Source organism: Solihabitans fulvus (genome assembly GCF_008386585.1).
GTDB classification, from domain to species: Bacteria; Actinomycetota; Actinomycetes; order Mycobacteriales; family Pseudonocardiaceae; genus Solihabitans; species Solihabitans fulvus.
The window spans coordinates 1-24,914 of record NZ_VUOB01000055.1; the positions used below are offsets into that span (position 1 = coordinate 1).

21 protein-coding genes and 1 tRNA gene are annotated in these 24,914 nt (G+C 71.3%); 12 read left to right on the forward strand and 10 right to left on the reverse strand.

Annotated features, from left to right (window positions below; genetic code table 11):
• The 5 genes from F0L68_RS27925 to F0L68_RS27945 form a co-directional block, all read right to left on the reverse strand.
• The coding region (locus tag F0L68_RS27925; protein ID WP_188316876.1) for a ribose-phosphate pyrophosphokinase-like domain-containing protein at positions 1-205 on the reverse strand (205 nt) is incomplete at its 3' end.
• A 3-nt stretch (positions 206-208) separates the two neighbouring features.
• Positions 209-1,750: a bifunctional UDP-N-acetylglucosamine diphosphorylase/glucosamine-1-phosphate N-acetyltransferase GlmU gene (gene glmU, locus F0L68_RS27930; RefSeq protein ID WP_149852811.1), complete on the reverse strand. Its 1,542-nt coding sequence runs from the start codon at positions 1,748-1,750 to the stop codon at positions 209-211.
• 167 nt (positions 1,751-1,917) lie between these two features.
• Positions 1,918-3,555 (reverse strand): GGDEF domain-containing protein, encoded by a 1,638-nt coding sequence (locus F0L68_RS27935; protein WP_149852841.1) that lies wholly within the window; start codon positions 3,553-3,555, stop codon positions 1,918-1,920.
• Between the two features lie 153 nt (positions 3,556-3,708).
• A tRNA-Gln gene (locus F0L68_RS27940) sits at positions 3,709-3,779 on the reverse strand.
• Positions 3,780-3,918: 139 nt separating this feature from the next.
• Positions 3,919-5,097 carry an alpha/beta hydrolase family protein gene (locus F0L68_RS27945; protein WP_149852812.1) on the reverse strand — a complete coding sequence of 393 codons (1,179 nt, stop codon included), beginning with the start codon at positions 5,095-5,097 and terminating at the stop codon, positions 3,919-3,921.
• Between the two features lie 193 nt (positions 5,098-5,290).
• On the opposite strand from F0L68_RS27945, the gene F0L68_RS27950 reads away from it, so the two are divergent.
• The 4 genes from F0L68_RS27950 to F0L68_RS27965 all read left to right on the forward strand — a co-directional run bounded on the left by F0L68_RS27950 (position 5,291) and on the right by F0L68_RS27965 (position 7,724).
• On the forward strand, positions 5,291-6,244 hold the full coding sequence (locus F0L68_RS27950) for an acyl-CoA desaturase (protein WP_149852813.1): 954 nt from the start codon (positions 5,291-5,293) through the stop codon (positions 6,242-6,244).
• Between the two features lie 173 nt (positions 6,245-6,417).
• Positions 6,418-7,014 carry a TetR/AcrR family transcriptional regulator gene (locus tag F0L68_RS27955; RefSeq protein ID WP_149852814.1) on the forward strand — a complete coding sequence of 199 codons (597 nt, stop codon included), beginning with the start codon at positions 6,418-6,420 and terminating at the stop codon, positions 7,012-7,014.
• Between the two features lie 47 nt (positions 7,015-7,061).
• Positions 7,062-7,205, forward strand: coding sequence for a hypothetical protein (locus F0L68_RS27960; RefSeq protein WP_223199188.1), 144 nt, complete (start codon positions 7,062-7,064; stop codon positions 7,203-7,205).
• Between the two features lie 72 nt (positions 7,206-7,277).
• Positions 7,278-7,724 carry an ester cyclase gene (locus F0L68_RS27965; RefSeq protein ID WP_149852815.1) on the forward strand — a complete coding sequence of 149 codons (447 nt, stop codon included), beginning with the start codon at positions 7,278-7,280 and terminating at the stop codon, positions 7,722-7,724.
• Between the two features lie 20 nt (positions 7,725-7,744).
• On the opposite strand, the gene F0L68_RS27970 is transcribed toward F0L68_RS27965, so the two are convergent.
• Positions 7,745-8,299 (reverse strand): PIN domain-containing protein, encoded by a 555-nt coding sequence (locus F0L68_RS27970; protein ID WP_149852816.1) that lies wholly within the window; start codon positions 8,297-8,299, stop codon positions 7,745-7,747.
• Between the two features lie 8 nt (positions 8,300-8,307).
• The gene (locus F0L68_RS27975; RefSeq protein WP_149852817.1) at positions 8,308-8,772 is read right to left on the reverse strand and encodes a helix-turn-helix domain-containing protein; all 465 of its coding nucleotides are present in this window, start codon (positions 8,770-8,772) and stop codon (positions 8,308-8,310) included.
• Between the two features lie 222 nt (positions 8,773-8,994).
• On the opposite strand from F0L68_RS27975, the gene mfd reads away from it, so the two are divergent.
• The 5 genes from mfd to F0L68_RS28000 all read left to right on the forward strand — a co-directional run bounded on the left by mfd (position 8,995) and on the right by F0L68_RS28000 (position 18,398).
• Positions 8,995-12,588, forward strand: coding sequence for a transcription-repair coupling factor (mfd, locus tag F0L68_RS27980; protein WP_149852818.1), 3,594 nt, complete (start codon positions 8,995-8,997; stop codon positions 12,586-12,588).
• Positions 12,589-12,602: 14 nt separating this feature from the next.
• The gene (locus F0L68_RS42710) at positions 12,603-13,625 is read left to right on the forward strand and encodes a hypothetical protein (RefSeq protein ID WP_188316877.1); all 1,023 of its coding nucleotides are present in this window, start codon (positions 12,603-12,605) and stop codon (positions 13,623-13,625) included.
• Positions 13,622-14,656 (forward strand): nucleoside triphosphate pyrophosphohydrolase, encoded by a 1,035-nt coding sequence (locus F0L68_RS27990; RefSeq protein ID WP_497857328.1) that lies wholly within the window; start codon positions 13,622-13,624, stop codon positions 14,654-14,656. Before F0L68_RS42710 ends, F0L68_RS27990 begins: the two co-directional genes overlap by 4 nt.
• A 96-nt stretch (positions 14,657-14,752) precedes the next feature.
• Positions 14,753-18,001 (forward strand): S41 family peptidase, encoded by a 3,249-nt coding sequence (locus F0L68_RS27995; protein ID WP_149852819.1) that lies wholly within the window; start codon positions 14,753-14,755, stop codon positions 17,999-18,001.
• A 109-nt stretch (positions 18,002-18,110) separates the two neighbouring features.
• Positions 18,111-18,398, forward strand: coding sequence for a hypothetical protein (locus F0L68_RS28000; protein WP_223199189.1), 288 nt, complete (start codon positions 18,111-18,113; stop codon positions 18,396-18,398).
• Positions 18,399-18,486: 88 nt separating this feature from the next.
• On the opposite strand, the gene efeB is transcribed toward F0L68_RS28000, so the two are convergent.
• The 3 genes from efeB to efeU are packed head-to-tail and all read right to left on the reverse strand — an operon-like array spanning position 18,487 to position 21,782.
• Complete coding sequence (efeB, locus tag F0L68_RS28005; protein ID WP_223199190.1) at positions 18,487-19,782, reverse strand: iron uptake transporter deferrochelatase/peroxidase subunit; 1,296 nt, start codon at positions 19,780-19,782, stop codon at positions 18,487-18,489.
• On the reverse strand, positions 19,779-20,918 hold the full coding sequence (gene efeO, locus F0L68_RS28010; RefSeq protein WP_149852820.1) for an iron uptake system protein EfeO: 1,140 nt from the start codon (positions 20,916-20,918) through the stop codon (positions 19,779-19,781). Before efeO ends, efeB begins: the two co-directional genes overlap by 4 nt.
• 27 nt (positions 20,919-20,945) lie before the next feature.
• Positions 20,946-21,782 carry an iron uptake transporter permease EfeU gene (gene efeU, locus F0L68_RS28015; RefSeq protein ID WP_149852821.1) on the reverse strand — a complete coding sequence of 279 codons (837 nt, stop codon included), beginning with the start codon at positions 21,780-21,782 and terminating at the stop codon, positions 20,946-20,948.
• A gap of 247 nt (positions 21,783-22,029) precedes the next feature.
• On the opposite strand from efeU, the gene F0L68_RS28020 reads away from it, so the two are divergent.
• From F0L68_RS28020 to pstC, 3 genes are all read left to right on the forward strand, one after another.
• Positions 22,030-22,944 (forward strand): lytic transglycosylase domain-containing protein, encoded by a 915-nt coding sequence (locus tag F0L68_RS28020; RefSeq protein ID WP_223199191.1) that lies wholly within the window; start codon positions 22,030-22,032, stop codon positions 22,942-22,944.
• A 422-nt stretch (positions 22,945-23,366) separates the two neighbouring features.
• Positions 23,367-23,753, forward strand: coding sequence for a YegP family protein (locus F0L68_RS28025; RefSeq protein WP_149852822.1), 387 nt, complete (start codon positions 23,367-23,369; stop codon positions 23,751-23,753).
• A gap of 122 nt (positions 23,754-23,875) precedes the next feature.
• Positions 23,876-24,913: a phosphate ABC transporter permease subunit PstC gene (gene pstC, locus F0L68_RS28030; RefSeq protein WP_149852823.1), complete on the forward strand. Its 1,038-nt coding sequence runs from the start codon at positions 23,876-23,878 to the stop codon at positions 24,911-24,913.
• Position 24,914: the final 1 nt, after the last annotated feature.

Sequence of the window (24,914 nt, forward strand, 5' to 3'; positions counted from 1 at the left end):
CGCAGTGGCTCTGGATCACGAAGGCGTCGACGCCGCGCACCGACTCCTCGAACCTGACGAAGATCTCCCCGTTGGCGAAGTCGTACGCCGACTGGGGCGTGATCGTCACGTCGAGGTGCTTGGCCACCTGCTCAGCGAGCTCGGGATGAGCACGCCCGGAGAAGAGCATGAGGTTCTTCTGGGGAGTGCCGGATTTCGGGGCCACGATCTACTGGTCCTTCCCGTCGCTGTCGACCTCGCTGTCGACCTCGCTGTTCTCCTGGCCGTCTGTGGCGGCCAGTGCTCGTTGGGCGGCCTCTGCGGCCGCGGTGCCCGGTCGGCGGTTGAGCACCCAGCGCTCGAAGTTGCGCTGCGGCCCACCGGAGACGGCGAGCGCGCCGGGCGGCACGTCGCGGCGAACCACCGTGCCGGCCCCGGTGTAGGCGCCGTCCCCGACGGTCACCGGGGCAACGAACATGTTGTCCGACCCGGTCTTGGCGTGCGAACCGATCACGGTGCGGTTCTTCGTCACACCGTCGTAGTTGACGAACACGCTCGCCGCGCCGATGTTGCTCTGCTCGCCGATGGTGGCGTCGCCGACGTAGCTCAGGTGCGGAACCTTGGTCCCGTCGCCGATCTCGGAGTTCTTCACCTCGACGAAGGTGCCGATCTTGCTCTTCACGCCGAGGCGCGAGCCCGGCCGCAGGTAGGCGAACGGCCCGACGCTCGCGCCGATGCCGATCACCGAGTCGGTGCCGTGCGTGCGGATCACCTTCGCGCCGGCGCCGACCACGCAGCCCGTCAGCGTGGTGTCCGGGCCGAGCACCGCGCCCTCGTCGACGACCGTGCCGCCGCGCAGCTGCACGCCGGGCTCGATCAGCACGTCGGGGGCGAGCTTCACGTCGGCGTCCAGCCAGACCGACGCGGGGTCGACGACGGTGACGCCCTCGCGCATCCAGCGCTCGACCAGCCGCCGGTTCAGCTCGGCGCCGAGTCTGGCCAGCTGGACCCGGTCGTTGACGCCCTCGACCAGCCACGGGTCGCCGCAGATCAGCGCGCCGACGCGGCGGCCGTCCTCGCGGGCGATGCCGAGCACGTCGGTGAGGTACAGCTCACCCTGTGCGTTGTCGGTGGACAGCCGGGACAGGCCGTCGGCGAGCACCTGCGCGTCGAAGGCGTAGACCCCGGAGTTGATCTCGGTGATCTCACGCTGGGCCGCGGTCGCGTCCTTCTGCTCGACGATCGCCCGCACCGCGCCGTCGGCGTCGCGCAGCACCCGGCCGTATCCGGTCGGGTCGGCGACCACGGCGGTGAGGACCGTCACGGCGTTGCCGGCCGAGGTGTGCTCGGCGAGCAGCGCGGTCAGCGTGTCGGCGTCCAGCAGCGGCACGTCCCCGTAGCTGACCAGGACGGTGCCGGTGAGGCCCGCCGGCAGTTCGGCGAGGCCGCAGGACACGGCGTGCCCGGTGCCCTTCTGCTCCTCCTGGACGGCGACGGTGACCTTGCGTCCCAGCGTGCCGGCGAGGTCGTCGAGGTGCTTGGCGACCGTCTCCCTGCCGTGGCCGACGACCACCGCGAGGTGATCGGGTTCGGCCCCCGCAGCCGCCCGCACCGCGTGTTCCACCAGCGTGCGCCCGGCGACCCGGTGCAGCACCTTCGGCGTCCTCGAGCGCATGCGGGTGCCCTCACCCGCGGCGAGGACGACCGTGCTGACCGGTCCGGTGGTGGAAGCTGGGCTGGCGGAGCCTGGGGTGTGCCCACCCTGGAGCATCGGCGCTCTCCCTAGCTGAGTCGTGCTGGTCAGGTGTTGACCACGGCGGGAGGGCCTGGCTCCCGCCAGGACACGATCCTACGGGGCGGTCGCGCGCGCCACGGACGGGTGTTCACCCGCCGGTTACCAGCAGCGGAGCCGTTTCCCCTGCTCACGAGTGTGCGCGCTCACAGCACGTCACCGCCGGCCACCGCGGCGACCCGGCTGCCGCCCTCGCGCTTGGCGAGGTACATGGCGGAGTCGGCGCGGGACAGCGCCTGCCCCGCGGACTCCTGCGGGCGCAGCGAGACGACGCCGACCGAGAGGGTCACGCCCCTGGACAGGTCCTCCGGCAGCCGCGCGACCGCGTCGACCGCCCTGCCGAGCGCCGCCTCCGCGGCGGCCAGCGGCGCGCCGGGCAGCAGCACCACGAACTCGTCGCCGCCGTAGCGGGCGACCACGTCGTCGCCGCGCAGCGCCTGCCGCAGCGTGCTGGCGATCACCCGCAGCACGTTGTCGCCCTCGGCGTGCGAGCAGCGGTCGTTGACGCCCTTGAAGCCGTCCAGGTCGACCAGCGCGATCGACAGCGGCTCGGTGTTCGGCCCGCTGACCAGGGTGTCCATCTTCTCGTCGAGCGCGCGGCGGTTGGGCAGGCCGGTCAGCGGATCCTGGAGGGCCTGCTGCATGAACGCGCCGTGCGTCCTGGCCAGCCGCTCGTGCTCGCGCCGGGTGTTCAGGGTGGCCAGCCGCGACTCGCGCAGCGCCCACAGCTCGCACTCCAGCGCGGTGGCGTACTCCTCGAGGGCGCTCATGGTGCCCCGGCCGCCCTCCGGGCCGGACAGCCTGGCGTACTCGCGGACCAGGCAGAGCATCAGCGTCGGCTCGGAGGAGTCCTCCTCGACCTTGCTCCTGGCGTCGCCGAGCACGGTCAGCGCGTTCTCCCAGCGGTCCGCGCGTTCCAGGCAGCGGGCCAGCGCGATCGCCACGATGATCAGCTCGCGCGGGTAGACCGAGTAGTCGAGCAGCGTCCAGAGCCGGTCGAGGTGTTCGACACCAGGCCTGGCCAGCGCGTGCGCCGCGCCGATCACCGGTTCCTGGTCGGCGGCGGGCAGCCACTCGTCGCGGGGGAACAGCGACTCGCGGAAGGGGCCCTCGACGGCGTCGGCGATGGCGGAGGCGGTGGCGAAGCGCTCGACGGCCTCGTCGAGCCTGCCGACGCGTTCGAGCCGCAGCCCCCAGCCGACCAGCAGCCGCACCCGGTTGATCAGGTGCACGGAGATCAGGTGCGGGCCCGCGCTGTCCCGGATGGCGTTGTGCGCGCGGGTCATCACGTGGTCGGCCAGCTCGTAGACGCCGAGCTGGGTGAGCACGAGGCCGGTGTCCTGGAGGGCCGAGGCGAGCGTGCGGTCCCAGGTGCGCTGGTCGAGGACCGGGTCGGGGACCAGTTCGTCGTCGAGCATCGCGAGGCCACCCGCGATCTCGGTCAGCGCGACGTCCTCGGCGCCGCCGAGCAGCGCGCGCCTGCCCCGCAGGGCGCGGGCGTCGGCCTCCAGCACGAGCAGGCCGTGCCGGCGGGTGTGCGCGAGCATCTCGTCGAGGAAGGGGTCGGACTCCTCGGCCTGGCCGGGGGTGACGAGCCGCACGACGGCGGCGGCGCGGAGCAGCTGGGCGACGATCCTCGGTTCGCCCCTGCGCTGGCCCTCGTCGAGGATCGCGTCGATCTCGCTGGTGATGTCGAGCTGTTCGGTGAGGTGGCTGCCCTGCGCGGCGGCGATGAGCTCGCTCGCGCGAGCCGCCAGCCACACGTCAGTCATCTCGTGCAGCATCGGCGCCACGGGGGCTCGCTCGTCGACCGCGTCTTCGTGCAGCGACTCACACCCCCCGTCGTGGATGCCGGGCGCGGGGCCGGCGGTCGGGACCGCCGGCTCCACCTCCATGTCCGTCGGGCTCGCCGGTCCGTAGCCGGCCCTGCCCTCCCGCTCCGCCACCAGGATTCGAACCTGGACCATCAGAACCAAAATCTGAGGTGCTGCCTTTACACCATGGCGGATCGAGCGGCGACGGTGCCGCCCGCGCCAGGACATGGTGTCATGACCGGCCTTTCATGGTCAGCAGCACCACTCAACTGGCGGCCATCGGTTCGTGATCAAACCGTGACGTAGCGTGTTTCCGCAGGTCAGCGGGACTGGTTAGTGGGCGGTTGTCGGGGCGCCGATGGTGCTGGTGAGGAAATCACCGAGATTTCGGCGGTAGCCGTCCTGGTCGACGTTCCACGCCGCGGTGTGCGCCGCGCCGGGCACCTCCACATAGCGCAGCGGCCAGTGCAGCCGATCGGCCGCCGCCGCGAGGTCGCGGGAGGCCTGCACCGGGACCGTGCCGTCCGCGGTGCCGTGGAACAGCAGCGTCGGGGGCTTCGTCGCCGGCGGGTTCGCCACCAGGTCGAACCGGTCGAAGTCCAGGTCCGCGCGCCAGTCGGAGACCAGCTCGGCGACCGGCGTGAGCGCGCTGGGCAGGCCCCGGTTCGCCGCCTGGAGGTCAAGGGTCTTCGTCCAGCTGGTGACGGGCGCGTCCAGCACCACCGCCGACACCGAGCCGGCGAGCGGGGACCGCGCAAGGAACTGTCCGACGATCGCGCCGCCCATCGACCAGCCGTACAGCAGGACGTGGGTGGCGCCCTTGTCCTGGGCGTACCGGACCGCCGCCTCGAGGTCGTGCCACTCGGTGTCGCCGAGGTGGAACAGGCCGTCGGGGGAGGCGGGCGCGCCGAGGTCGTTGCGGTAGGTCACCGAGAGCACGGGCAGGCCGGCCTCGTGCAGCTGGGGGAGCGCCCGCAGCGTCTCGGTGCGGCTGCCGCCCCTGCCGTGCACGGCGATCGCCCAGGTGGTGTCCGTCCTGGTCGCCGGCACGAACCAGGCGGGCGCGTCGCCGAGTTCGGTGCGCACGGAGACCTCGTCGAAGCCGAGACCGAAGGCGACCTTCGGGTCGGTGGTCCACACGCTGGTCTCCAGCCGCACCTTGGTGTTCGGCGCTGGCGGCGTCCCGTCGAGCATCGCGCGCTCCACCCGGCCGCCGGACCGCGACACCACGTCGCCGACGCGCGCGGCGCCGCCGCCCCACACCAGGCCCCAGGTGCCCGGCATCTTCGTGTTGTCGGACTCGGCGAGCAGCACCGTCGGCTTGTCCGGCGTGCCTGCCGCGCCGAGCGCTGTGTCGGGCAGGCCGGGATGGGCGTTGGCCGGGTCGAGCAGCTGGCCGCTGTAGTACCAGCCGACGCCGAACGCGCCGCCGACGGCGAGCACGAGCAGTGACACCACGGTGATCAGAACGAACCGCCTGCCGCGCCGCCGCCGAACCCCAGGTGTCCCCATGGCGTAATGATGCATGTCACTCATTCGGCGGCCACCCGGCCGGGTCCGGACACGCCGTATTCCTGAGAACACGCCGTGATTTTCGGTTGACATCTGTACGGATTGGCCAACCCCAACCTACGCTGCCGTAAGTTACGGTTCCGTAGCCGTAGCTTGCAGGCAAAACACCCCCGGAGCAGAGGGACACGCACGTATGACCGCAACGCTGGAAAGGCCCTCGACGCCGGGCCCGCAGAATGGCCCCAAGCCGATCACCGACGGCCAGCGCGGCCTTGCCTCGCAGATCGCCGTGTACGTCTTCGTCATCGTGCCGTTCCTGGCGTTGATCGCCTCGATTCCGTTTGCCTGGGGGTGGGGACTGAGCTGGCTCGACGTCGGGCTGGCGGTGGTCTTCTACGGAATCAGCGGCCTCGGCGTCACGGTGGGCTACCACCGGTACTTCACGCACGGCTCGTTCAAGGCCAAGCGCTGGCTGCGGGTGCTGCTCGCGATCTGCGGCAGCATCGCGTTGCAGGGCCCGGTGATCACCTGGGTCGCCGACCACCGGCGGCACCACGCGTTCTCCGACAAGGAGGGCGACCCGCACTCGCCGTGGGCCTTCGGCTCCTCGCCGTACGCGCTGGCCAAGGGCTTCTGGCACGCGCACATGGGCTGGCTGTTCGAGCGGGACAAGACCAACAAGGAGCGCTTCGCCCCGGACATGGTCGCGGACAAGGACCTCCGCATGGTGGAGAACAGCTTCATCCTGTGGACCGTCGTCAGCCTGCTGCTGCCGGCCGCGATCGGTGGCCTGGTCACGATGTCCTGGGCCGGCGCGCTGTCCGCGCTCGTCTGGGCGGGCTTCGTCAGGGTCGCCGTCCTGCACCACGTGACGTGGTCGGTGAACTCGATCTGCCACATGATCGGCGACCGGCCGTTCGCGGCGCGGGACAAGTCGGCGAACTTCTGGCCGCTGGCGCTCCTGTCCTTCGGCGAGTCGTGGCACAACCTGCACCACGCCGACCCGACCTGCGCGCGGCACGGCGTCCAGCGCGGGCAGCTGGACATCTCGGCGCGGTTGATCTGGATCTTCGAGAAGTTCGGCTGGGTCGACAACGTGCGGTGGCCGACGCAGGCGCGACTGGCCAGGATCAGCGCGTCCGCGTGAGCGGTGTCATGACCACGACGTATCCCTCGGCGCGTTCCGCGCGCCGAGGGTGCCGTCTTTGGGCTGGTCGCGAGGGGCATAGGGTTCGGTAGGTGGCGGTGCGACGGCGGGGACGGACAGCCCGAGGCGATGAGGTTGACGGGCCGGCGCCCTCGGTCCGGGTCCGGGTTCGGATGACGGGCAAGGAGCGGCGGGAACAGCTGCTCGACGTGGCGAGGGCGCTGTTCGCGGAGAAGGGCTTCGACGCCACCTCGATCGAGGAGATCGCGCACCGGGCCGGCGTGAGCAAGCCGGTGGTCTACGAGCACTTCGGTGGCAAGGAAGGCATCTACGCGGTCGTGGTCGACCGGGAGATGCAGTACCTGATGAACCACATCGTGTCGGCGCTGTCCGGCGGGCACCCGCGCGAGCTGCTCGAACAGGCCGCGTGCGCGCTGCTCGACTACATCGAGGGCTCCGCGGACGGGTTCCGGATCCTCGTGCGCGACTCGCCGGTGGCGAGCGCGACGGGCACGTTCTCCAGTCTCCTCAACGACATCGCCAGCCAGGTCGAGCACATCCTCGGGCTGCACTTCGCCAGGCAGGGCTACGACCGCAAGCTCGCGGCGCTGTACAGCCAGGCCCTGGTCGGCATGGTGGCGCTGACCGGCCAGTGGTGGCTGGAGGTGCGCAAGCCCAAGAAGGACGAGGTGGCCGCGCACCTGGTGAACCTGGCGTGGCTCGGGCTGTCGCACATGGAGCACAAGCCCCGGCTGCGTTCCCGCAGCTAGCTCTCCGTCGCGATGGCTGCGGCATCCGCCGGGATATGAGTCGGCCGATGTCGGAGTGGGACGGCCCTGGCGACAGTCCGGGTTTCCTGCTGTGGAAGGTCGCGCTGGCCTGGCAGTGTGCCATGCGCGCCGCGCTCGCCCCGCACAGCCCCGGCTTCCTCGGCGGCCTCGCCCGCCTCGCCGACCTCTGAGCTCTTGCCTTTCTTACGCCGTAAGTCTAATACTGAGCACGTCCGGACTTACGGCGTAAGAAAGGTGTGGAGATGACCGTCGCGACGCAGTCCACGATCGAGGTCAACAAGGCCGTCATCACCGGGTTCATTCGGGTGATCAACGACCGCGAGCCCGACCGCCTCGGCGAGTTCATGGCCGCCGATGTGGTTGACCACAACAAGATCGTGTACGGCGAAGCGGACGAGCCCGGCGCGGCCTTCGACGGCATCCGTCAGCAGCTGGCGGCGCTGAACCCGTGGGGGATGATCGTCGAGGAGCTGATCGCCGAGAACGACCGCGTGGTCGCGCGGGTGCGGCAACGGGGCGTCCTGTCCGGGGCGCACCCCCGGATGCCGCAGCCGACCGGTCGGAGCTTCGACACCGAGCTGATCATGGTGTTCACGCTGGCGGACGGCATGATCACCGAGATCCGGGCGGTGAGCGACCGCCTCGGCTGGATGATCCAGACTGGCGTCCTGACCGGGCTGGAGGACTGAGCCGGTCGGAGCTGACGTGGTCACAGTGCCATGCGGCGGACCTCGTCGGTGAATTCGGGAACGCCGCAGCGTTCGAGGCGGGCCAGTAGCCCGCTGAGGTCCATGGCTGGGTTTCGAAACCGTCGTGCCTGCTTGGCGAGTGCGCCGAGCACTCTGGCCGGCGCGAGGTCCAGTTGGTCAAGCAGGAACGCGTCGGGATGAACCGCGTCGATGTGGTGCGGCTCGAGCAGTCCGGTGGGAAAATCGACCAGATTGAAGGTCACGATCGTCTGGGAACCGCCTGCGATTGCTGCGGCGAGCACATGTCGGTCATCGGGATCTGGAAGCTTCAGTCCGTCGACGAGGTGCTTCCAGTTCTCCACCACGGCACCGTCGAACGAGTTGTTCATCAGGGCCAGAGTCCGGTCGAACGCGATGGGATCGACGTTCCGTTTCGCGATCACGCTGCGGCGGACCTCGTCGAGAATCTGCTCGGACCACTGAGGGTGGAACAGCTCCTGTTCCGCAATGCTGAGCAGCGTGTCTCGAAGGACGCTGGGGAACAGGACGCAGGCGTCCAACACGACCTTGTACATGAGTGCCGCTACCCGTCTCCGGGCGTCTCGTCGTCGTACAGGTCGAGTGTTTCGGTCTGGCGGACGAGTTCGTCGAGTGCGTTTCCGCGTTCCTGGCGGCGCCGATCGCGGTAGGCGAGGAGGTCGTCGAGTCGGATTCGACGGTGCCGGCCTGGTTGCTCGAACGGGATCTTGCCGTCCTCGAGCAGCTTGACCAGCGTGGGGCGGCTGACGCCGAGTAGATCGGCGGCCTCCTGGGTAGTCAGGCGCTGCGCCAACGGCGCGACCGTTATCGCCCGTCCGGCCCGCATCGCGGTGATCACCTGTGTGAGCACTTCGTGTACGGCCGGCGGCAGATGGACCGATGTCCCATCGGGCGCGACCAGCGCCGCGCCGCCAGGGGAGGCGGTGAGCAGCGTTGCAAGTTCGTCCAGTTCGACACGCTCGGCCGGATCGCTGGGCGGGAGAACTGGTCTGTCGACCATCGTGGTCATCGCTCTACCCCCGTTGATCGGTGTCACGCTGGTAGCACTGATGGTTGCGTGAAATCGAAAAAATCGCAAGTTGGGCTGAGGTGTCGGTCCGGCGCACCCGGCACTGATTAAGTCGGTCGGTGTCGGCCGCACCCGGCACGTAGGCTGGTCGCGAGAACCCCTCCCCGGACGGCTCGTCCCGGGCAGGGGTCTGCCCGTGTTTGCCGCGAAGGGGATTCATTCGTGACCCAGCCCGGCCCGCTCTCCGGCCTGCTCACCGCCGTCCTGCCCGACCCGGTCCTCCGCGAGATCACCGCAGCGGCCGACTCGCCCACCCTCGAGATCGAGGGGCCGCCCGCCGGCCGCGCGCTGGTTGTCGCCGCCCTCGCCGCGCCGGGCGGCGCCGACCGTCCCGTCCTCGTCGTCACGGCCACCGGCCGCGAGGCCGACGAGCTGACCTCCGACCTCGCCGACCTGCTCGGCAAGGACACCGTCGCGAACTTCCCCTCCTGGGAGACCCTGCCGCACGAGCGGCTCTCGCCCCGCGCGGACACCGTGGGCACCCGGCTCTCCGTGCTGCGCAGGCTCGCGCACTCCGAGGAAGGTCGGCCGCTCAAGGTCGTCGTCGCCACGGTGCGCAGCCTCATCCAGCCGATGGCCCCCGGGCTCGGGGAACTCACGCCGGTGCGGCTCGCGGTCGGCGTCGAGCACGACTTCGTGGAACTCGTCGAACGGCTCGCGGAGCTGGCCTACCTGCGCGTCGACATGGTCGAGAAGCGCGGCGAGTTCGCGGTTCGCGGCGGCATCCTGGACATCTTCCCGCCGACCGAGGAACACGCGCTCCGCGTCGAGTTCTGGGGCGACGAGGTCAGCGAGATCCGCGCCTTCGCCGTCGCCGACCAACGATCGCTGCCCGGCGAGGTTGGCGAGTTCGTCGCGACCCCGTGCCGCGAGCTGCTGCTCACCGACGCCGTCCGGGCTCGTGCCGCCGCGCTCGGCCCGCAGCATCAGGCCGACGCGCAGCTCGCCGAGATGCTGGACAAGCTCGCCGGCGGCATCCCGGTCGAGGGCATGGAAGCCCTGATTCCCGCGCTGTGCCACGGAGAACTGCAACTCCTCACCGACGTCGTCCCCGCCGGCACGCACGTGCTGCTCGCCGACCCCGAGAAGATCCGCGCCCGCGCTGGCGACCTGGTGCGCACCGGGCAGGAGTTCCTGGAGGCCTCCTGGATGGCCGCGGCCGGCGGCGGCAAGGCCCCGATCGACCTCGGTGCCTCGGCCTACCGCGGCCTCGCCGAGGTCGCCGAGCACGCGCAGGCCACCGGCCGTCCATGGTGGACGCTCAGCCAGCTCACCACCGAGGGCGGCGCCGCGCTGCGCCTGGACCTCACGCCCGTGGAGGCATACCGGGGCGACATCGACCGCGCGTTCGCCGACCTGCGCGCGCACACCTCGACCGGCGGCTCCGCCGTGCTCGTCGTGCCCGGCGCCGGCACCGCGCAGCGCGCCGCCGAACAGCTCCGCGACGCCGAGGTGCCCTCGACGCTCGCCGAGCACGGGCTGACCGAGCCGCCGGCCGCCGGCACCGTGACCGTGGCGCGCGGCTCGCTTGAGGACGGCTTCGCCATCCCAGGGCTGGCCCTGGTGGTGCTGACCGAGACCGACCTCACCGGCGGCCGGCACGGAACGTCCACAAAGGACATGCGGCGGATGCCGTCCAAGCGGCGCAACGCGGTCGACCCGCTCGCGCTGCGCGCTGGCGACTACGTCGTGCACGAGCAGCACGGCATCGGCCGGTACGTGGAGATGGTGCAGCGCACCACCAAGGACACCGCGGGCGCGCAGGCCACCCGCGAGTACCTGGTGCTCGAGTACGGGTCGAGCAAGCGGGGCCAGCCCGGCGACCGACTGTTCGTGCCGACCGACCAGCTCGACGAGGTCTCCCGCTACGTCGGCGGCGAACTGCCGACGCTGAACAAGCTCGGCGGCTCGGACTGGAAGAACACCAAGGCCAAGGCGCGCAAGGCGGTCAAGCAGATCGCCGCCGAACTCGTGCAGCTCTACGCCGCGCGGCAGGCCGCCCCTGGGCACGCCTTCGCGACCGACACCCCGTGGCAGCGCGAGCTGGAGGACGCCTTCCCGTTCACCGAGACCAACGACCAGCTCGCCGCCATCGACGACGTCAAGGGCGACATGGAGCGCTCGGTGCCGATGGACCGGGTGATCTGCGGCGACGTCGGCTACGGCAAGACCGAGATCGCGGTGCGCGCCGCGTTCAAGGCCGTGCAGGACGGCAAGCAGGTGGTGGTGCTGGTGCCGACCACGCTGCTCGCCCAGCAGCACCTGAACACCTTCACCGAGCGGATGCGGGCCTTCCCGGTCAACGTCCGCGGCCTGTCCCGGTTCACCGACCCCGGCGAGTCCGAGCAGGTCCTCGCTGGCCTCGTCGACGGCGACGTGGACATCGTGATCGGCACGCACCGCCTGCTCCAGACCGGCATCCGGTACAAGGACCTCGGCCTGGTCATCGTCGACGAGGAGCAGCGGTTCGGCGTCGAGCACAAGGAGCACATCAAGGCGCTGCGCACGCACGTCGACGTGCTGACCATGTCGGCGACGCCGATCCCGAGGACCCTGGAGATGAGCCTGGCCGGCATCAGGGAGATGTCGACCATCCTCACCCCGCCCGAGGAGCGGCACCCGATCCTGACCTACGTCGGCGGCTACGACGAGAAGCAGGTCGGCGCGGCCATCCGCCGCGAGCTGCTGCGCGACGGCCAGGTCTTCTTCGTGCACAACAGGGTCTCCACGATCGAGAAGGCGGCCCGCCGGATCCGCGAGCTGGTGCCGGAGGCGCGGGTGGTGACCGCGCACGGCCAGATGAACGAGGACCGGCTGGAGAAGGTCATCCAGGGCTACTGGGAGCGCGAGCACGACGTGCTGGTCTGCACGACGATCGTGGAGACCGGCCTGGACATCTCCAACGCCAACACCCTCATCGTCGAGCGCGGCGACCTGCTCGGCCTCGCCCAGCTGCACCAGCTGCGCGGCCGGGTCGGCCGGGGCAGGGAACGCGGCTACGCCTACTTCCTGTACCCGCCGGAGAGCCCGCTCACCGAGCACGCGCACGACCGGCTCGCCACCATCGCGCAGAACACCGAGCTCGGCGCCGGCATGGCCGTGGCCATGAAGGACCTGGAGATCCGCGGCGCGGGCAACATCCTCGGCGCGGAGCAGTCCGGGCACATCGCCGGCGTCGGCTTCGACCTCTACGTGCGGCTGGTCGGCGAGGCCGTCGAGGCGTTCCGCAAGCTCGGCAGCGACTCCGATGACGAGGAGGACGTGGCCGAGGTCCGGGTCGAGCTGCCGGTCGACGCGCACATCCCGCACGACTACGTGCCGGGCGAGCGGCTGCGGCTGGAGGCCTACCGCAAGATCGCGGCCGCCACCGACGCCGACGCGCTGACCGCCGTCCGCGACGAGCTGACCGACCGCTACGGCGCCCCGCCGAGGCCGGTCGAGCACCTGCTCGCGGTGGCCGCGTTCCGGCAGGCCTGCCGCCGGCACGGCGTGACCGAGGTGGCCACCCAGGGCAGCACGATCCGGTTCGCGCCGCTGGACCTGCGGGACTCCCAGCTGGTCAGGATGCGGCGGCTGTTCCCGAAGGCGGTGCACAAGGCGGCCACGAACACCGTGTCGGTGCCCCGGCCCACCGAGGGCGCCGCCGGCGGCCGAATGGGCGCACCGCAGCTGCGCGATGTGGATCTGCTGGACTGGTGCGCGAAGTTCCTTGATTCACTTGCCGGGACACCCGTGACCGCCGTCACCACTTCGTGAGAGGGTAGGCAGCCGTGAGCACTGAGCTGCACTCCAAGGTTCCTGTGTCCGCCCGCCGACGCCGCCGGGTCACGCTGCTCGGCGCGGTCGTCGCGACGACCGGGGTGCTGCTCGCCGGCTGCGGGTCGGGCCCGAGCCAGATCGGCGCCGCCGCGATCGTCGGCGACACGGTGATCCCGGTCGACGTCATCCAGCAGCAGATCGACTCCTATGTGGCCAAGGAGCCGCAGGGACAGCAGGAGCTGCAACAGCACAAGCTGGACCAGCAGTCCCGCACCATCGTGGCGCAGCGGGTGCTGCACGAGCTGACGCAGATCGCCGCGAAGCGCGAGGGAATCAACGTCAACGACGCCGACGTCACCAAGCTGATCGACGACAACGGCGGCGCGGACGCCATCGCGAAGGGACGGACCTTCGACGCGGCCGCCGTGCCCGGCGTGGTCCGCGACCAGCTGGTGCGGGAGGCGCTCGGCCTCAAGTACCTCACGAAGCTGTCGGTCGTCGTCGACTACACCTCCGCAGCCTCGCCGGGCGAGGCGCAGGACAAGGCGAAGAAGATCGCGGCGGATCCGGCCAAGATGGCCGAGATCGTCAAGGCCGACGCGAGTTCCGCCGCGACCCAGCAGGGCTTCGGCGCCAGGCTCGGCACGAGCGTCACCGCGGCCCAGATCGCCCAGATCGCGCAGAACTCGCAGACGGGGCAGGACGGCCAGGACATGAGCCCGCTGCTGGGCGTCCGGCCGGGCACCGTCGTCGCCTTCGCGCCGTCGCAGCAGAACGCGGGCTGGATCGTGGCGTACGTGCGCAAGCGCGACACGAACTCCACGGTCGACATGTCCACCGTCAGCAAGCAGCTCGACCCCGAGCGGGCCGGCCTGATCATCGGCACCAGGGTGCTCCAGTCGCTCGCCGACGACATCGGCGTCAGGATCAACCCGCGCTACGGCGTGTGGGACAGCGGCGCGCTGGCGTTGGCGCACAGCGACGAGGAGAAGACCGTCGTCGTGCTGCCGCCGGTTCGTACGATGGCTCCGTGACCTCTTCAGAACCACTGGTGCCCGGCTGTGCCGTGGTGCTGCTCAGCTCGCGGCTCGACGGCGTGCTGCCGGCCGTCGCGATGCCGTTCCTGATCGGCGCGTCCGGGGTGTTCGCCAGCGCCGAGCTGCCACGGGACGTGTGGACGGTGCTCGGCGCGAAGGACTGGCTGCCGCCGCCGGACATCCTGGTGAAGATGGGCACCGGCATCCCGGTGGTGCTGGTGACCAGCGACCTCGCCGAGCCGACCTCGGTCGCGCTCGTTGCGGCGGGCGCGCCGGTGCTGGAGACCCCGGAGCCCGCCGGGTCGCGGCTGCTCGACGCGGTCGCCGTGATGGACCGGCTGCGGTCGCCCGGCGGCTGCCCGTGGGACGCGGAGCAGACGCACGACTCGCTGCGCCAGTACCTGGTCGAGGAGACCTTCGAGCTGCTGGAGGCAATCGAGGACGGCGACCGCGCGGCGATCCGGGAGGAGCTCGGCGACGTGCTGCTCCAGGTGCTGTTCCACGCGCGGGTGGCCGCAGAGGACGGCGGGGACCCGTTCACCGTGGACGACGTCGCCGCCGAGCTGGTGGCCAAGCTCGTCGGCCGGCACCCGCATGTGTTCCAGGGCAACGATGCCGGACTGAACGCCGCCTCGACCGAGCAGCGTGCTTCGTCGGGCGTCCGGGACGCGGCTTCCCAGGCACACCGCTGGGAGGAGCTCAAGCAGATCGAGAAGCGCCGCGAGTCGAGCGTGGACGGCGTCGCGCTCGGTCAGCCCGCCGTGGCGCTGGCGGCCAAGCTGACCCAGCGCGTCGGGCGGGCCGGCTTCCCGGTCGACCTGCTGCCGGACGGCACGGACACCGGCAGCACGCTGTTCGCGGTCGCCGCGCTGGCCAAGCTGGCCGGCGAGGACCCCGAGGCGGAGCTGCGGGCCGTGTCGCGGCGGTTCGCCGACGCGGTCCGCGCCGCCGAGCGCGCCGCGCGCGATGCGGCGCTCGATCCGGCGAAGCTCACCGCGCAGGAGTGGCGGCAGTTCTACGAGTCCTGACGCGGTAGAGGGTTCGCCGGGGTGGCCGCTACGCCGGTCGCGATCTTGGCGGTTATCTCCGCGATTGCGTCGGGCCCGGCGGCTAACGTCGGTGTGGTGACCGACTCCGCGTACTTCCGCTTCCCGCACCTGCACGGCGACCTCGTCACCTTCGTCGCCGAGGACGACGTGTGGCTCGCCCCGATCGAGGGCGGCAGGGCCTGGCGGGTGTCCGCCGACCAGGTGCCGCCCATGTTCCCCAGGATCTCGCCGGACGGTACGCAACTCGCCTGGACCAGCACCAGGGACGGCACCTCCGAGGTGCACGTCGCCGGCATCGACGGCGGCCCGAGCCGCAGGCTCACCAACTGGGGCTCGCCGACGAACTGGGGCAGCCGCGCCACCAAGGTCGGCGGCTGGACCCCGGGCGGCGACGTGCTGGCGCTCACCTCGGCGGGCGCGTCCTCGACCAGGCACCGCTTCGCCTACGCCGTGCCGACCGACGGCGGCCCCAGCACGCGGCTGCCCTACGGGCTGGTCGGTGACATCGGCTTCGGACCCGACGGCCAGGTGGTGACCGCGACCGCGTACGGCATCGACCCGGCGTGGTGGAAGCGCTACCGGGGCGGCACCGCAGGCAAGCTGTGGGTGGACACCGAGGGCGCCGGCGAGTTCCGCCGGATCCTGCCGGAGCTGACCGCCTCGCTGACCGCGCCGATGTGGGTCGGCGGCCGGATCGCGTTCCTGTCCGACCACGACGGCGTCGGCAGCGTCTACTCCGTGCTGCCCGACGGCACCGACCTGCGGCGGCACACCGACCAGCCGTTCTACGCGCGCGTCGCCAGCACCGACGGCAGCCGCGTGGTCTACCAGCACGCCGGGGACCTGTGGCTGCTCGACGGCCTGGACACCGCAGACGCCGCACCCCGCAGGCTGGACCTCCGGCTCGGCGGCCCGCGCGCCACCCGCCAGCCGCATCCGGTGTCCGCGTCCGCCAACCTCGACGACGTCGCGCCCGACCACACCGGGCGGGCCAGCGCGGTCTGCGTGCGCGGCACCGTGCACTGGCTGACCCACCGGGACGGCCCGGCGCGGGCGCTGGCCGCGCGGCCGGGCGTGCGGGCCAGGCTGCCGTTGGTGCTCCGCGAGTCAGGGCAGGTCGGCTGGGTGACCGACGCCGACGGCGAGGACGCGCTGGAGTTCGCGCCGGTCAACGGGATCGAGCTCGGCGGCGTGCCGCGCAGGCTCGCGGTCGGGCAGCTCGGCAGGGTGCTCGAGGTGCGCGCGTCGCCGGACGGCAGGCGCGTCGCCGTGGCCAGCCACGACGGCAGGCTGCTGCTGGTCGAGGTCGAGTCCGGCGAGGTCCGCGAGGTGACGAGGTCGGCGAACGGGGAGGTCGCTGGCCTGGCGTTCTCGCCGGACTCCGCGTGGCTGGCCTGGGCGCACCCCGGCCCGCACCCGTTGCGGCACATCAGGATGGCCAACACCACCGATCTATCCATTGTGGACGTCACGCCGGTGCGGTTCGCCGACTTCGACCCGGTGTTCACCGTCGACGGCAAGCACCTGGCGTTCCTGTCGGTGCGCAGCTTCGACCCGGTCTACGACGCGCACGTGTTCGACCTGTCCTTCCCGACCGGCTGCCGGCCCTGCCTGGTGCCGCTGGCCGCCCTCACCCCGTCCCCGTTCGACCCGCTCCGGCAGGGTCGCCCGGTCGGGGACGAGGACGAGGAGCCGAAGTCGACTGGCGACGCCGGCAAGGGCAAGGACGAGGACGCGGGCCCGCCGGCCACCGTAGTCGACCTGGACGGCCTCGCCGACCGCGTCGTGGTGTTCCCGGTGCCGGCCGCCAGGTACTCCGCGCTGCTCGCGGCCAAGGGCGGCGTGCTGTGGCTGCGCGAACCGCTGACCGGCACGCTCGGCGACGGGCTCGCCAAGCCGGGCGACGAGCCGCCGCGCGCGGTGCTCGAACGCTTCGACCTGACCAAGCGCCGCACCGAGGAACTGGTGGACGGCGTCGACGAGGTGTGGGTCTCCGGCGACGGCAAGCGGATCGTCGTCCGCGACGGCGGCGCGCTGCGGGTGCTGCCGGCCGACAGCAAGGTGTCCGGCGACGACGACCCGGCGGACACCACCAAGATCGACCTGACCAGGATCCGCGTCACCGTCGACCCGCCTGCCGAGTGGCGGCAGTCCTACGCGGAGACCGGCAGGCTGATGCGGGACCACTACTGGCGGGCCGACATGGGCGGGCTGGACTGGGCTGGCGTGCTCGACCGCTACCGCCCGCTGCTCGACCGGCTCGGCAGCCACGACGACCTGGTCGACCTGCTCTGGGAGGTGCAGGGCGAGCTCGGCACCTCGCACGCCTACGTCGTTCCGCCCGGCCGGTGGACCGACCCGGCGCGCCGGCACGGGCTGCTCGGTGCCGACTTGGTCCGCGACGACGCCGGCGTGTGGCGGATCGCGACCGTGATCCCCGGCGAGACCTCCGACCCGAACGCCCGCTCGCCGCTGGCCGCGCCGGGCGTCGCGGTCCGGGCCGGGGACGCGCTGCTCGCGGTGAACGGCCGACCGGTCGACACCACGACCGGCCCCGCCGCGCTGCTGGCCGGCACCGCGGGCAAGCCGGTCGAGCTGACCGTGCTGCCGGCGGCGGGCGGCGAGCCGAGGCACGTCGTGGTGGTGCCGCTGGCCGACGAGGAACAGCTGCGCTACCACGCCTGGGTCGCCGGCAGGCGGGCGCACGTGCACGAGCGGTCCGACGGGAAGGTCGGCTACCTGCACGTGCCGGACATGACCGCCGTCGGCTGGGCGCAGCTGCACCGGGACCTGCGGCTGGAGTTGCAGCGCGAGGCACTGGTGGTGGACGTCCGGGACAACCGGGGCGGGCACACCTCGCAGCTGGTGATCGAGAAGCTGGCGCGGCGGATCGTCGGCTGGGATCGGATCAGGGGGCACCGGGACGCGGCCAGCTACCCGCAGGACGCGCCGCGCGGGCCGATCGTCGCGGTCGCCGACGAGTACTCGGCCTCCGACGGCGACGTGGTGACCGCCGCGATCAAGGCGATGGGCATCGGCCCGGTGGTCGGCACCCGCACCTGGGGCGGCGTGGTCGGCATCGACAGCCGCTACTCGTTGGTGGACGGCACGGAGGTCACCCAGCCCAGGTACGCGCTGTGGCTGGAGGGACAGGGCTGGGGCGTGGAGAACCACGGCGTCGACCCGGACGTGGAGGTCGTCGTCTCGCCCCGGGACTGGGCGGCCGGGGCCGATCCGCAGTTGGACACGGCGGTGCGGATGGCGCTGGAGGCGCTGGCCGAGCGGCCCGCGGCGTCGGCGCCCGAGGTCCCGTCCGTGAGCTGACTGCTTATGGGCTGGTGACTAGTGGGCGGCCCGCCTTGACCTCGATCGAGGCAAGGCGGGCCGCTTGATCGGGTGAGAACGGATGATTCGCCCTGCGTCAGCCGTTAGATTGCTGCTCGTGTTCAAACCATCACGCATCGCGACCGCCGTCTTCGCTGCCACGGGCGTAGCGCTGATCACCACCACGCCTGCTCTGGCCGACGACAACGTCCAGACATTCGACGAGGGTGGCATCCAGGCTGCCAACAACCACAACCACGCCACGTGCCTCTGTCCCGTCCCGTTGACGCACGGCCAGCAGATCGCGGTTGTTCCGGCTCTCGGCAACTGGCGGGGCAACCATCGGGACAACGTGTCGGTCGACGGCGGCGCGGTCGACCGCCTCGTTCAAGGCTGAACTCCGCCCACGGTCCAGGGCGGCGTCGATCAGCTCGAACCGATCAGCCGCCCGTGCCCTCGCAGGATTCCGTCGGAAAGCACGGCCTTCACGAGAACAGAGTCTCGCCCCAGTAGCCGCCGTCGCGGACGCCCGGCGGGCAGGCGAACAGCGCGGAACCGTTGTGCTGCACGTACTCCATCATCGAGTCCTTGCTGGACAGCGCCTGCTGCATCGGCACGAACTGCGTGCGCGGGTCGCGGTTGAAGCAGACGAAGAACAGGCCGGCGTCGAGGTGGCCGAGCCCGTCGGAGCCGTCGGTGAAGTTGTAGCCGCGCCGCAGGATCCGCACGCCGCCGAGCGCCTCGGCGGAGGCGAGCCGGATGTGCGCGTCGTCCTTGATCAGCGCCTCGCCGCCCGCGCCACGCACGTGCAGGTCGACCTGGTCGAACTCCTCGACCTGGCCGAGCGGCGCGCCGTTGCCCTTCTTCCTGCCGATGATCGCCTCCTGGCCGGCCAGCGTCTCCCGGTCCCAGGTCTCGATGTGCATCCTGATCCGCCTGGCGACCAGGTAGCTGCCGCCCGCCATCCAGTCGGGGCCGTCGCCGCGCCGCACCCACACGTGCTCGCGCAGCGCGTCGGTGTCCTCGGCCTTGAGGTTGTTGGTGCCGTCCTTGAAGCCGAACATGTTGCGCGGCGTGACCTGGCTGCGCGAGGTCGAGGACGTCCGCCCGAAGCCGAGCTGGGACCAGCGGACCGCGACCGTGCCGAACCCGATCCTGGCGAGGTTGCGCACCGCGTGCACGGCGACCTGCGGGTCGTTCGCGCACGCCTGGACGCAGAGGTCGCCGCCGCTGCGGGCCGGGTCGAGGGCGTCCTTGGGGAACTTGGGCAGGTCGGCCAGCGCGGGCGGGCGGCGGTCGGCGAGGCCGAAGCGCCCGTCGAACAGTCCTGGCCCGAAGCCGATGGTGAGGGTGAGCCCGGCGGCGGACAGGTCGAGCGCCTCGCCGGTGTCGGCCGGGGGAGCCTCGGCGGCCCCGCCGACCGCGCCGTTCTCCTCGGCCTCCCTGCCCTGAGTCATCCGCTCGGCCGCTGCGGTCCACTTGCGCAGCAACGCGATGACGTCCTCGCGGCGGTCCGTGGTGATGTCGAACGCCACGAAGTGCATCCGGTCCTGCGCCGGGGTGGTGATGCCGGCCTGGTGCTCGCCGCGGAAGGGCACCGGCGCGGGCGCGGCGGGCGCGGCCTGGGTCGGCGCGGCCAACGCGCGGTCGGCGGCGACCCCGGCGACCGCGCCGGCCCCTGCCAGCGCGGCGCCCGCCCCGGCAAGGCCGAACAGCCTGCGCCGGGAAACCCTGGCGCCGTTGGTGTCGGTCACCTGGCCGTCGATACCGGTCTCGGTCACTTGGTGGCCACCACTCCGGCGACCTTGCTCAGCGGCTCGCCGAGCGCGTCGACCGAGGCGGCCAACTCCTTGACCTGGTCGGCGGACAGCTCGGTGTAGAGCGTGTAGCCGTCGCCGCTGCGGTACTTCTCCAGCAGCCTGTCGACGGCGGCGAACTTGTCGTCCAAAGTGGACACCAGGGCCTTGTCCCGCTGCTCGACCACCGGGCGCAGCGCGGCGATGGCGGCCTTGGAGCCGTCCAGGTTGGCGCGGAAGTCCCACAGGTCGGTGTGCGAGAAGGTCTCCTCCTCGCCGGTGACCTTCTTGGTCGCGACCTCGTCGAGCAGGCTCTTGGCGCCGTTGGCCAGGTCGAGCGCGGTCAGGTCGATGCCCTTGACCTTGCCGATCAGCTCCTTGGTGTCGGCGAGCAGCTTGTCGGCGATGGCGGCGCTGTCGGCCTGGAGGCCGGTGACCCAGAGGTCCTTCTCCAGGCGGTGGAAGCCGGTGAACTTCTCGCCGGGCTGCACGTCGGCCTCGCGGGCGTCCACGGCGGGGTCGAGGTCGCCGAACTTCTCCGCGACCGGCTCGACGCGCTCGTAGAACACGCGGGTCGGCGCGTACAGCTTCTTCGCGTCCTCGACCTTGCCGGCCTTGACGGCGTCGACGAACGCCGCCGTCTGCTGTTCGAGGGCGTCGGTCTGGTTCGCGACGAACTGCTGGTAGCTCTTGGTCGCGCCGGCGAGCTCGGCGTTGGTGTCGGTCGACTTGCCTGCGCCGCCGGTCACGGTGAACTCGCCCCGGATGCCGTTGCCGACCATGCCCGGCTTGCAGGCGGTCTGGAACTTGCCGGCCTGCGGCAGTTCCACGATCAGCCGCCGGTTGAGGCCGGGGCCGACGTTCTCCACCTCGCCGAGGATGCGGTCGCCCTCGCCGTAGACGTAGAACTCCGTGATCTTGCTGCCCTTGTTGGCGACCTCGAACGTCACGTTGCCGGCCTCGGCGGTGGTGCGCGAGACCTTGCACGTGTCGTCGCCCGCCTCGACCGCGATGGAACCGGCGGCGGCGGGCGTCTCCTTGCCGCCGCACGCGGTGAGCGCGGTCAGCGCGCCGAGACCGAGCGCGGCGAGCAGGACGGCGCGGGGCGTGGCTGTGGTCACGAGATCTCTCCTGGGTGGTTCGAGGGGTCAGGCCGCGGCGGCGACGGGCGTCGGCTGGCTGCGCCGGGGGCGGATCAGGAACAGCGGCAGCACGATCGCGACGTAGCCGAGCCAGGCGACGGCCTGGAGGACGGTGGTCCGCGCCGAGTAGTTGAAGATCCCCTTCAGCAGCGCGCCGTACCAGGAGTCCTCCGGCACGGAACCGCTGAGGTCGAAGGCGAGCGTGGTCAGGCCGGGCAGCACGCCGCCCTCCTGGAGGTCGTGCAGGCCGTAGGCGAGCACGCCGGCAGCGACGAACACCAGCAGCGCGCCGGTGATGGTGAAGAACTTGCCGAGGTCGAAGCGGACCGCGCCGCGGTAGAGCAGGTAGGCCAGCGCGACGGCGATGGCGATGCCGATCAGGAAGCCGATCAGCGGCTCGGTGGTGCCGCCGCCAGCGGACTGCACGCTGGAGTAGAAGAACACGGCGGTCTCCAGGCCCTCGCGGCCGACGGAGACCAGCGCGAGCAGGACCACCGCGAACGGGCCGACCTTGAGCGCCTCGGTCATCCTGCCGCGCAGGTCGGCGGAGATCGTGCGGGCCGTGCTGCGCATCCAGAAGATCATCGCGGTGACGAACGCGACGGCGAGGATCGACATCCCGCCGCCGAACGCCTCCTGCTGTTGGAAGCTCATGCTCGCGGTGGTGAAGGTGATCAGCGCGCCGAAGCCGATCGACAGTGCCACGGCGAGGCCGACGCCGACCCACACGAACGGCAGCGCCGCCCTGCGGTCGGTCTTGACCAGGAACGCCACCAGGATGCTCACCACGAGGGCGGCCTCGAGGCCCTCGCGGAGCCCGATGAGCCCGTTGTTGACGAGCACGCGTCCTCCTGGAGTGTGACGAACGTTTGACGACATGTCGGCATTACGGCACCATCGGTGAGAGAATTTAGGTAAGCCTCACCTGAATGTCCAGCTGCGAATGTGCCGGTTACGTCACGTTTGACCGATGTGAACGGGGTGAACAGAACAAAACGGGCGCGATATCGCGCGTGCGCCGCCGTGGCCTGATGCGGCCAGCCAGCCGGAGGTCCTGACCGCGGTGGTGGAAAGCACGTAGCCTGTCGACGTGGCAACGCCCCCGTCTTCGCAGTCAGAGGCCGACTCGCCGACGTTGCCCTTCGAGCCGTCGGCGGACGAGTCGAGCCTCGACGACCCGCGTCGACGCGGCGGGGCCGGCAGGCTGTTGGGCCGGCTGCTGCTGGTCCTCGTGCTGCTCGCGGTCGGGGCCGGCGGCGCGTGGGTGCTCAGCGTGGCCATGCGCCCGGCCTCGCACCCCGCGTCCGGGCCGCCGGCGTTCCTGATCGACCCGCAGAAGCCGGAACCCGGCTCGGCCATCCCCGGCGCGGCGGGCCAGGTGCCGGCCGCGCAGCCGCAGGGCACGCCGGCCGCCCAGCCCGACAGCGCAGGCCGCGACCCGCTGCGGGTCTGGGCCGACAAGATCGCGCAGATCACCCAGGTCCCGTCCCGCGCGCTGCGCGCCTACGGCAACGCCGACCTGGTCATGCGGACGAAGGTGCCCGGCTGCCAGATCTCCTGGGCCACGCTCGCCGGCATCGGCCGGATCGAGTCGCACCACGGCCGCTACGGCGGCGCCACGCTCGGCGAGGACGGCCTGCCGTCGAAGCCGATCATCGGCCCAGCGCTGGACGGCACCAACGGTTTCCGGGCGATCCCGGCCACCGACGGCGGCAAGCTGCACGGCGACCCGGTGTGGGACCACGCCGTCGGCCCGATGCAGTTTCTGCCGTCGACGTGGAAGCAGTACGGCCTGCGGGCCAGCGGCGACGGCGTCGCGCCCGACCCGCAGAACATCGACGACGCGGCGCTGACCGCGGCCAACTACCTGTGCTCCGGCGGCCGCAACCTCGCCACCGGCGAGGGCTGGTGGGCCGCCGTGATGACCTACAACAACTCCGTCGAGTACGGCCAGCAGGTCTTCAGCGGCGCGGACGCCTACGCGAAGGCCAGCGTCGGGAAGTGAGCGGCCAGGTGCCGGGAAGTGCCCCTTCCTGGCGTCCAGTGTCCTGAAGAGAGCCTCTTCTCGGCGTCCGGTGTCCTGACGGGTCTGCTTCGGACACTGCTCGTTTTCGCCTGCGTAGTTCCTGCCATGTACCGCGCGCGTTGGGCCGGATGGCTGGACAGCGCTTACATCCGATGCCACCGCGTCCCGCGTCGTTCACCGAAGGGTCGTGTGGCGCTCACCGCACGGTCCACTGCGAGTGTCGTTACGGCAGGACTGTCTGGTTTGGCGGCGCGTACGGCGCTCGCCACTGGGGAAGGCTGCGTCAGGGGTGGCCGTCCCCCGGGCTGGTCCGGTTCCTCGCGGAGTCGGCTGGACGGGAGGACAGGGTGGCTCGGTTTCAGTGTTTTCGCACCGAGGACAGCGACGTCCGATGGCGTCTGTTGGGAGGCAACAACCGCGTGCTTGGCATGAGCCTGCGCGCGCACCGCGACCTGCCGACCGCGCTGGCCGAGATCGACGTGGTCCGGGATCTCGCGGTCAGGGCGAGGTTCGGCATCGAGCACGCCGAGACCGGGCAGTGGTGGTGGCGGATGTACGGCGAGCGGGGCGAACTCGCCCGCTCGGCACAGGGGTTCTCGCGCAGGGTGGACGCCGAGCTCGCCGCCGGCCGGTTCCGCGGCCGGGCCGCCGACGCGGGTGTTGAGCCCGCGTTGGCGATCTTCCAGAGCGGCAGGCGGGGGCGCACCTCGGCGGAATCCCGGCCGGGTTCGGCCGGACGGACCAGTCGGGACGGCGCGGACGTGTGGCCGAAGCGCCCCGTTGGTTGACCGTTCACTCGACGACGGAAAGCCCGTCACACACAGGGTTTTCGCTGTGCCCACACAGGATCTTGGTCGGTGCTGTTCCGCACTGGCGCCGAGCGCAGGTCGCACAACGACAGGAGTGGGTGATGAGCCCCGGCACGGAGACGATCGCGGACCCGGTCGCGGATCCGGTCGTCGAGCACGTCGACGAGGACCGCCCGAGGACCGTCGCCTCGGCGGCCCCCGCCGCCGACCGCGTGTTCCGAGCAGTGGTCAGGGCCAGCGGCCTGCTCGTCCTGCTCGTCATGGGTGGCATCGGCGCTTTCCTTGCCTACCAAGCGATTCCGACGCTACGCGTGCTCGGCTGGAGCTTCTTCACCGAGGTGCAGTGGCGGCCGGAGGGCGGCAGGCTCGGCATCGCGTCGGTCGGGCTCGGCACCATCCAGGTCGCCGTCGTGGCCATCCTGATCGCGGTGCCGCTCGCGCTCTCGGTGGCCCTGTACATCTCCGAGTACGCCCCGCGCAGGCTGCGCAGGACGCTGATCGCGCTGCTCGACCTGATGGCCGCGGTGCCCAGCGTCGTCTATGGCCTGTGGGGCTTCTACTTCCTGCAACCGCAGATCATCTACCTGGCCAGGTGGCTGTCGACCTATCTCGGCTTCCTGCCGTTCTTCCATGTGGACACCGACGTGCACGCGGCCACCTGGGAGCAGTCGAAGTACACCTCGTCGGTGTTCATCTGCGGGGTCGTGGTGGCCATGATGGTGCTGCCCATCGTCGGCTCGGTGATGCGCGAGGTGTTCTCGCACGCCCCGCAGGGCGAGCGGGAAGCCGCGCTGGCACTGGGTTCCACGCGCTGGGGCATGGTGCGCTCGGTGGTGCTGCCCTTCGGTCGCGGCGGCATCATCGGCGGCACCATGCTCGGCCTCGGCCGCGCGCTCGGCGAGACCATCGCCGTGGTGCTGATCATCTCGCCGGCCTTCGACCTCAAGTTCCGGGTGCTGGAGCGCGGCGGCAACACCATCTCCGAGCTGATCGCCCTGCGGTTCGGCGAGTCCAGCCCGTTCCAGCTGTCCGCGCTGCTCGCGGCCGGCCTGGTGTTGTTCCTGTTCACCCTGGTCATCAACATGCTCGCGGCGGTCGTGGTGGCGCGCAGCCGCAGCGGCGCGGCAACGGAAATCTAGG

Bases quoted from the DNA above. Each gene is read 5' to 3' on its own strand.
- glmU (WP_149852811.1), bottom strand. From the start codon at position 1,750: ATGCTCCAGGGTGGGCACACCCCAGGCTCCGCCAGCCCAGCTTCCACC.
- F0L68_RS27950 (WP_149852813.1), top strand. From the start codon at position 5,291: ATGACCGCAACGCTGGAAAGGCCCTCGACGCCGGGCCCGCAGAATGGC.
- F0L68_RS27955 (WP_149852814.1), top strand. From the start codon at position 6,418: ATGACGGGCAAGGAGCGGCGGGAACAGCTGCTCGACGTGGCGAGGGCG.
- pstC (WP_149852823.1), top strand. From the start codon at position 23,876: ATGAGCCCCGGCACGGAGACGATCGCGGACCCGGTCGCGGATCCGGTC.
- F0L68_RS27965 (WP_149852815.1), top strand. From the start codon at position 7,278: ATGACCGTCGCGACGCAGTCCACGATCGAGGTCAACAAGGCCGTCATC.
- F0L68_RS27960 (WP_223199188.1), top strand. From the start codon at position 7,062: ATGTCGGAGTGGGACGGCCCTGGCGACAGTCCGGGTTTCCTGCTGTGG.
- F0L68_RS27970 (WP_149852816.1), bottom strand. From the start codon at position 8,299: ATGTACAAGGTCGTGTTGGACGCCTGCGTCCTGTTCCCCAGCGTCCTT.
- F0L68_RS27935 (WP_149852841.1), bottom strand. From the start codon at position 3,555: ATGCTGCACGAGATGACTGACGTGTGGCTGGCGGCTCGCGCGAGCGAG.
- F0L68_RS27945 (WP_149852812.1), bottom strand. From the start codon at position 5,097: ATGGGGACACCTGGGGTTCGGCGGCGGCGCGGCAGGCGGTTCGTTCTG.
- F0L68_RS27975 (WP_149852817.1), bottom strand. From the start codon at position 8,772: ATGACCACGATGGTCGACAGACCAGTTCTCCCGCCCAGCGATCCGGCC.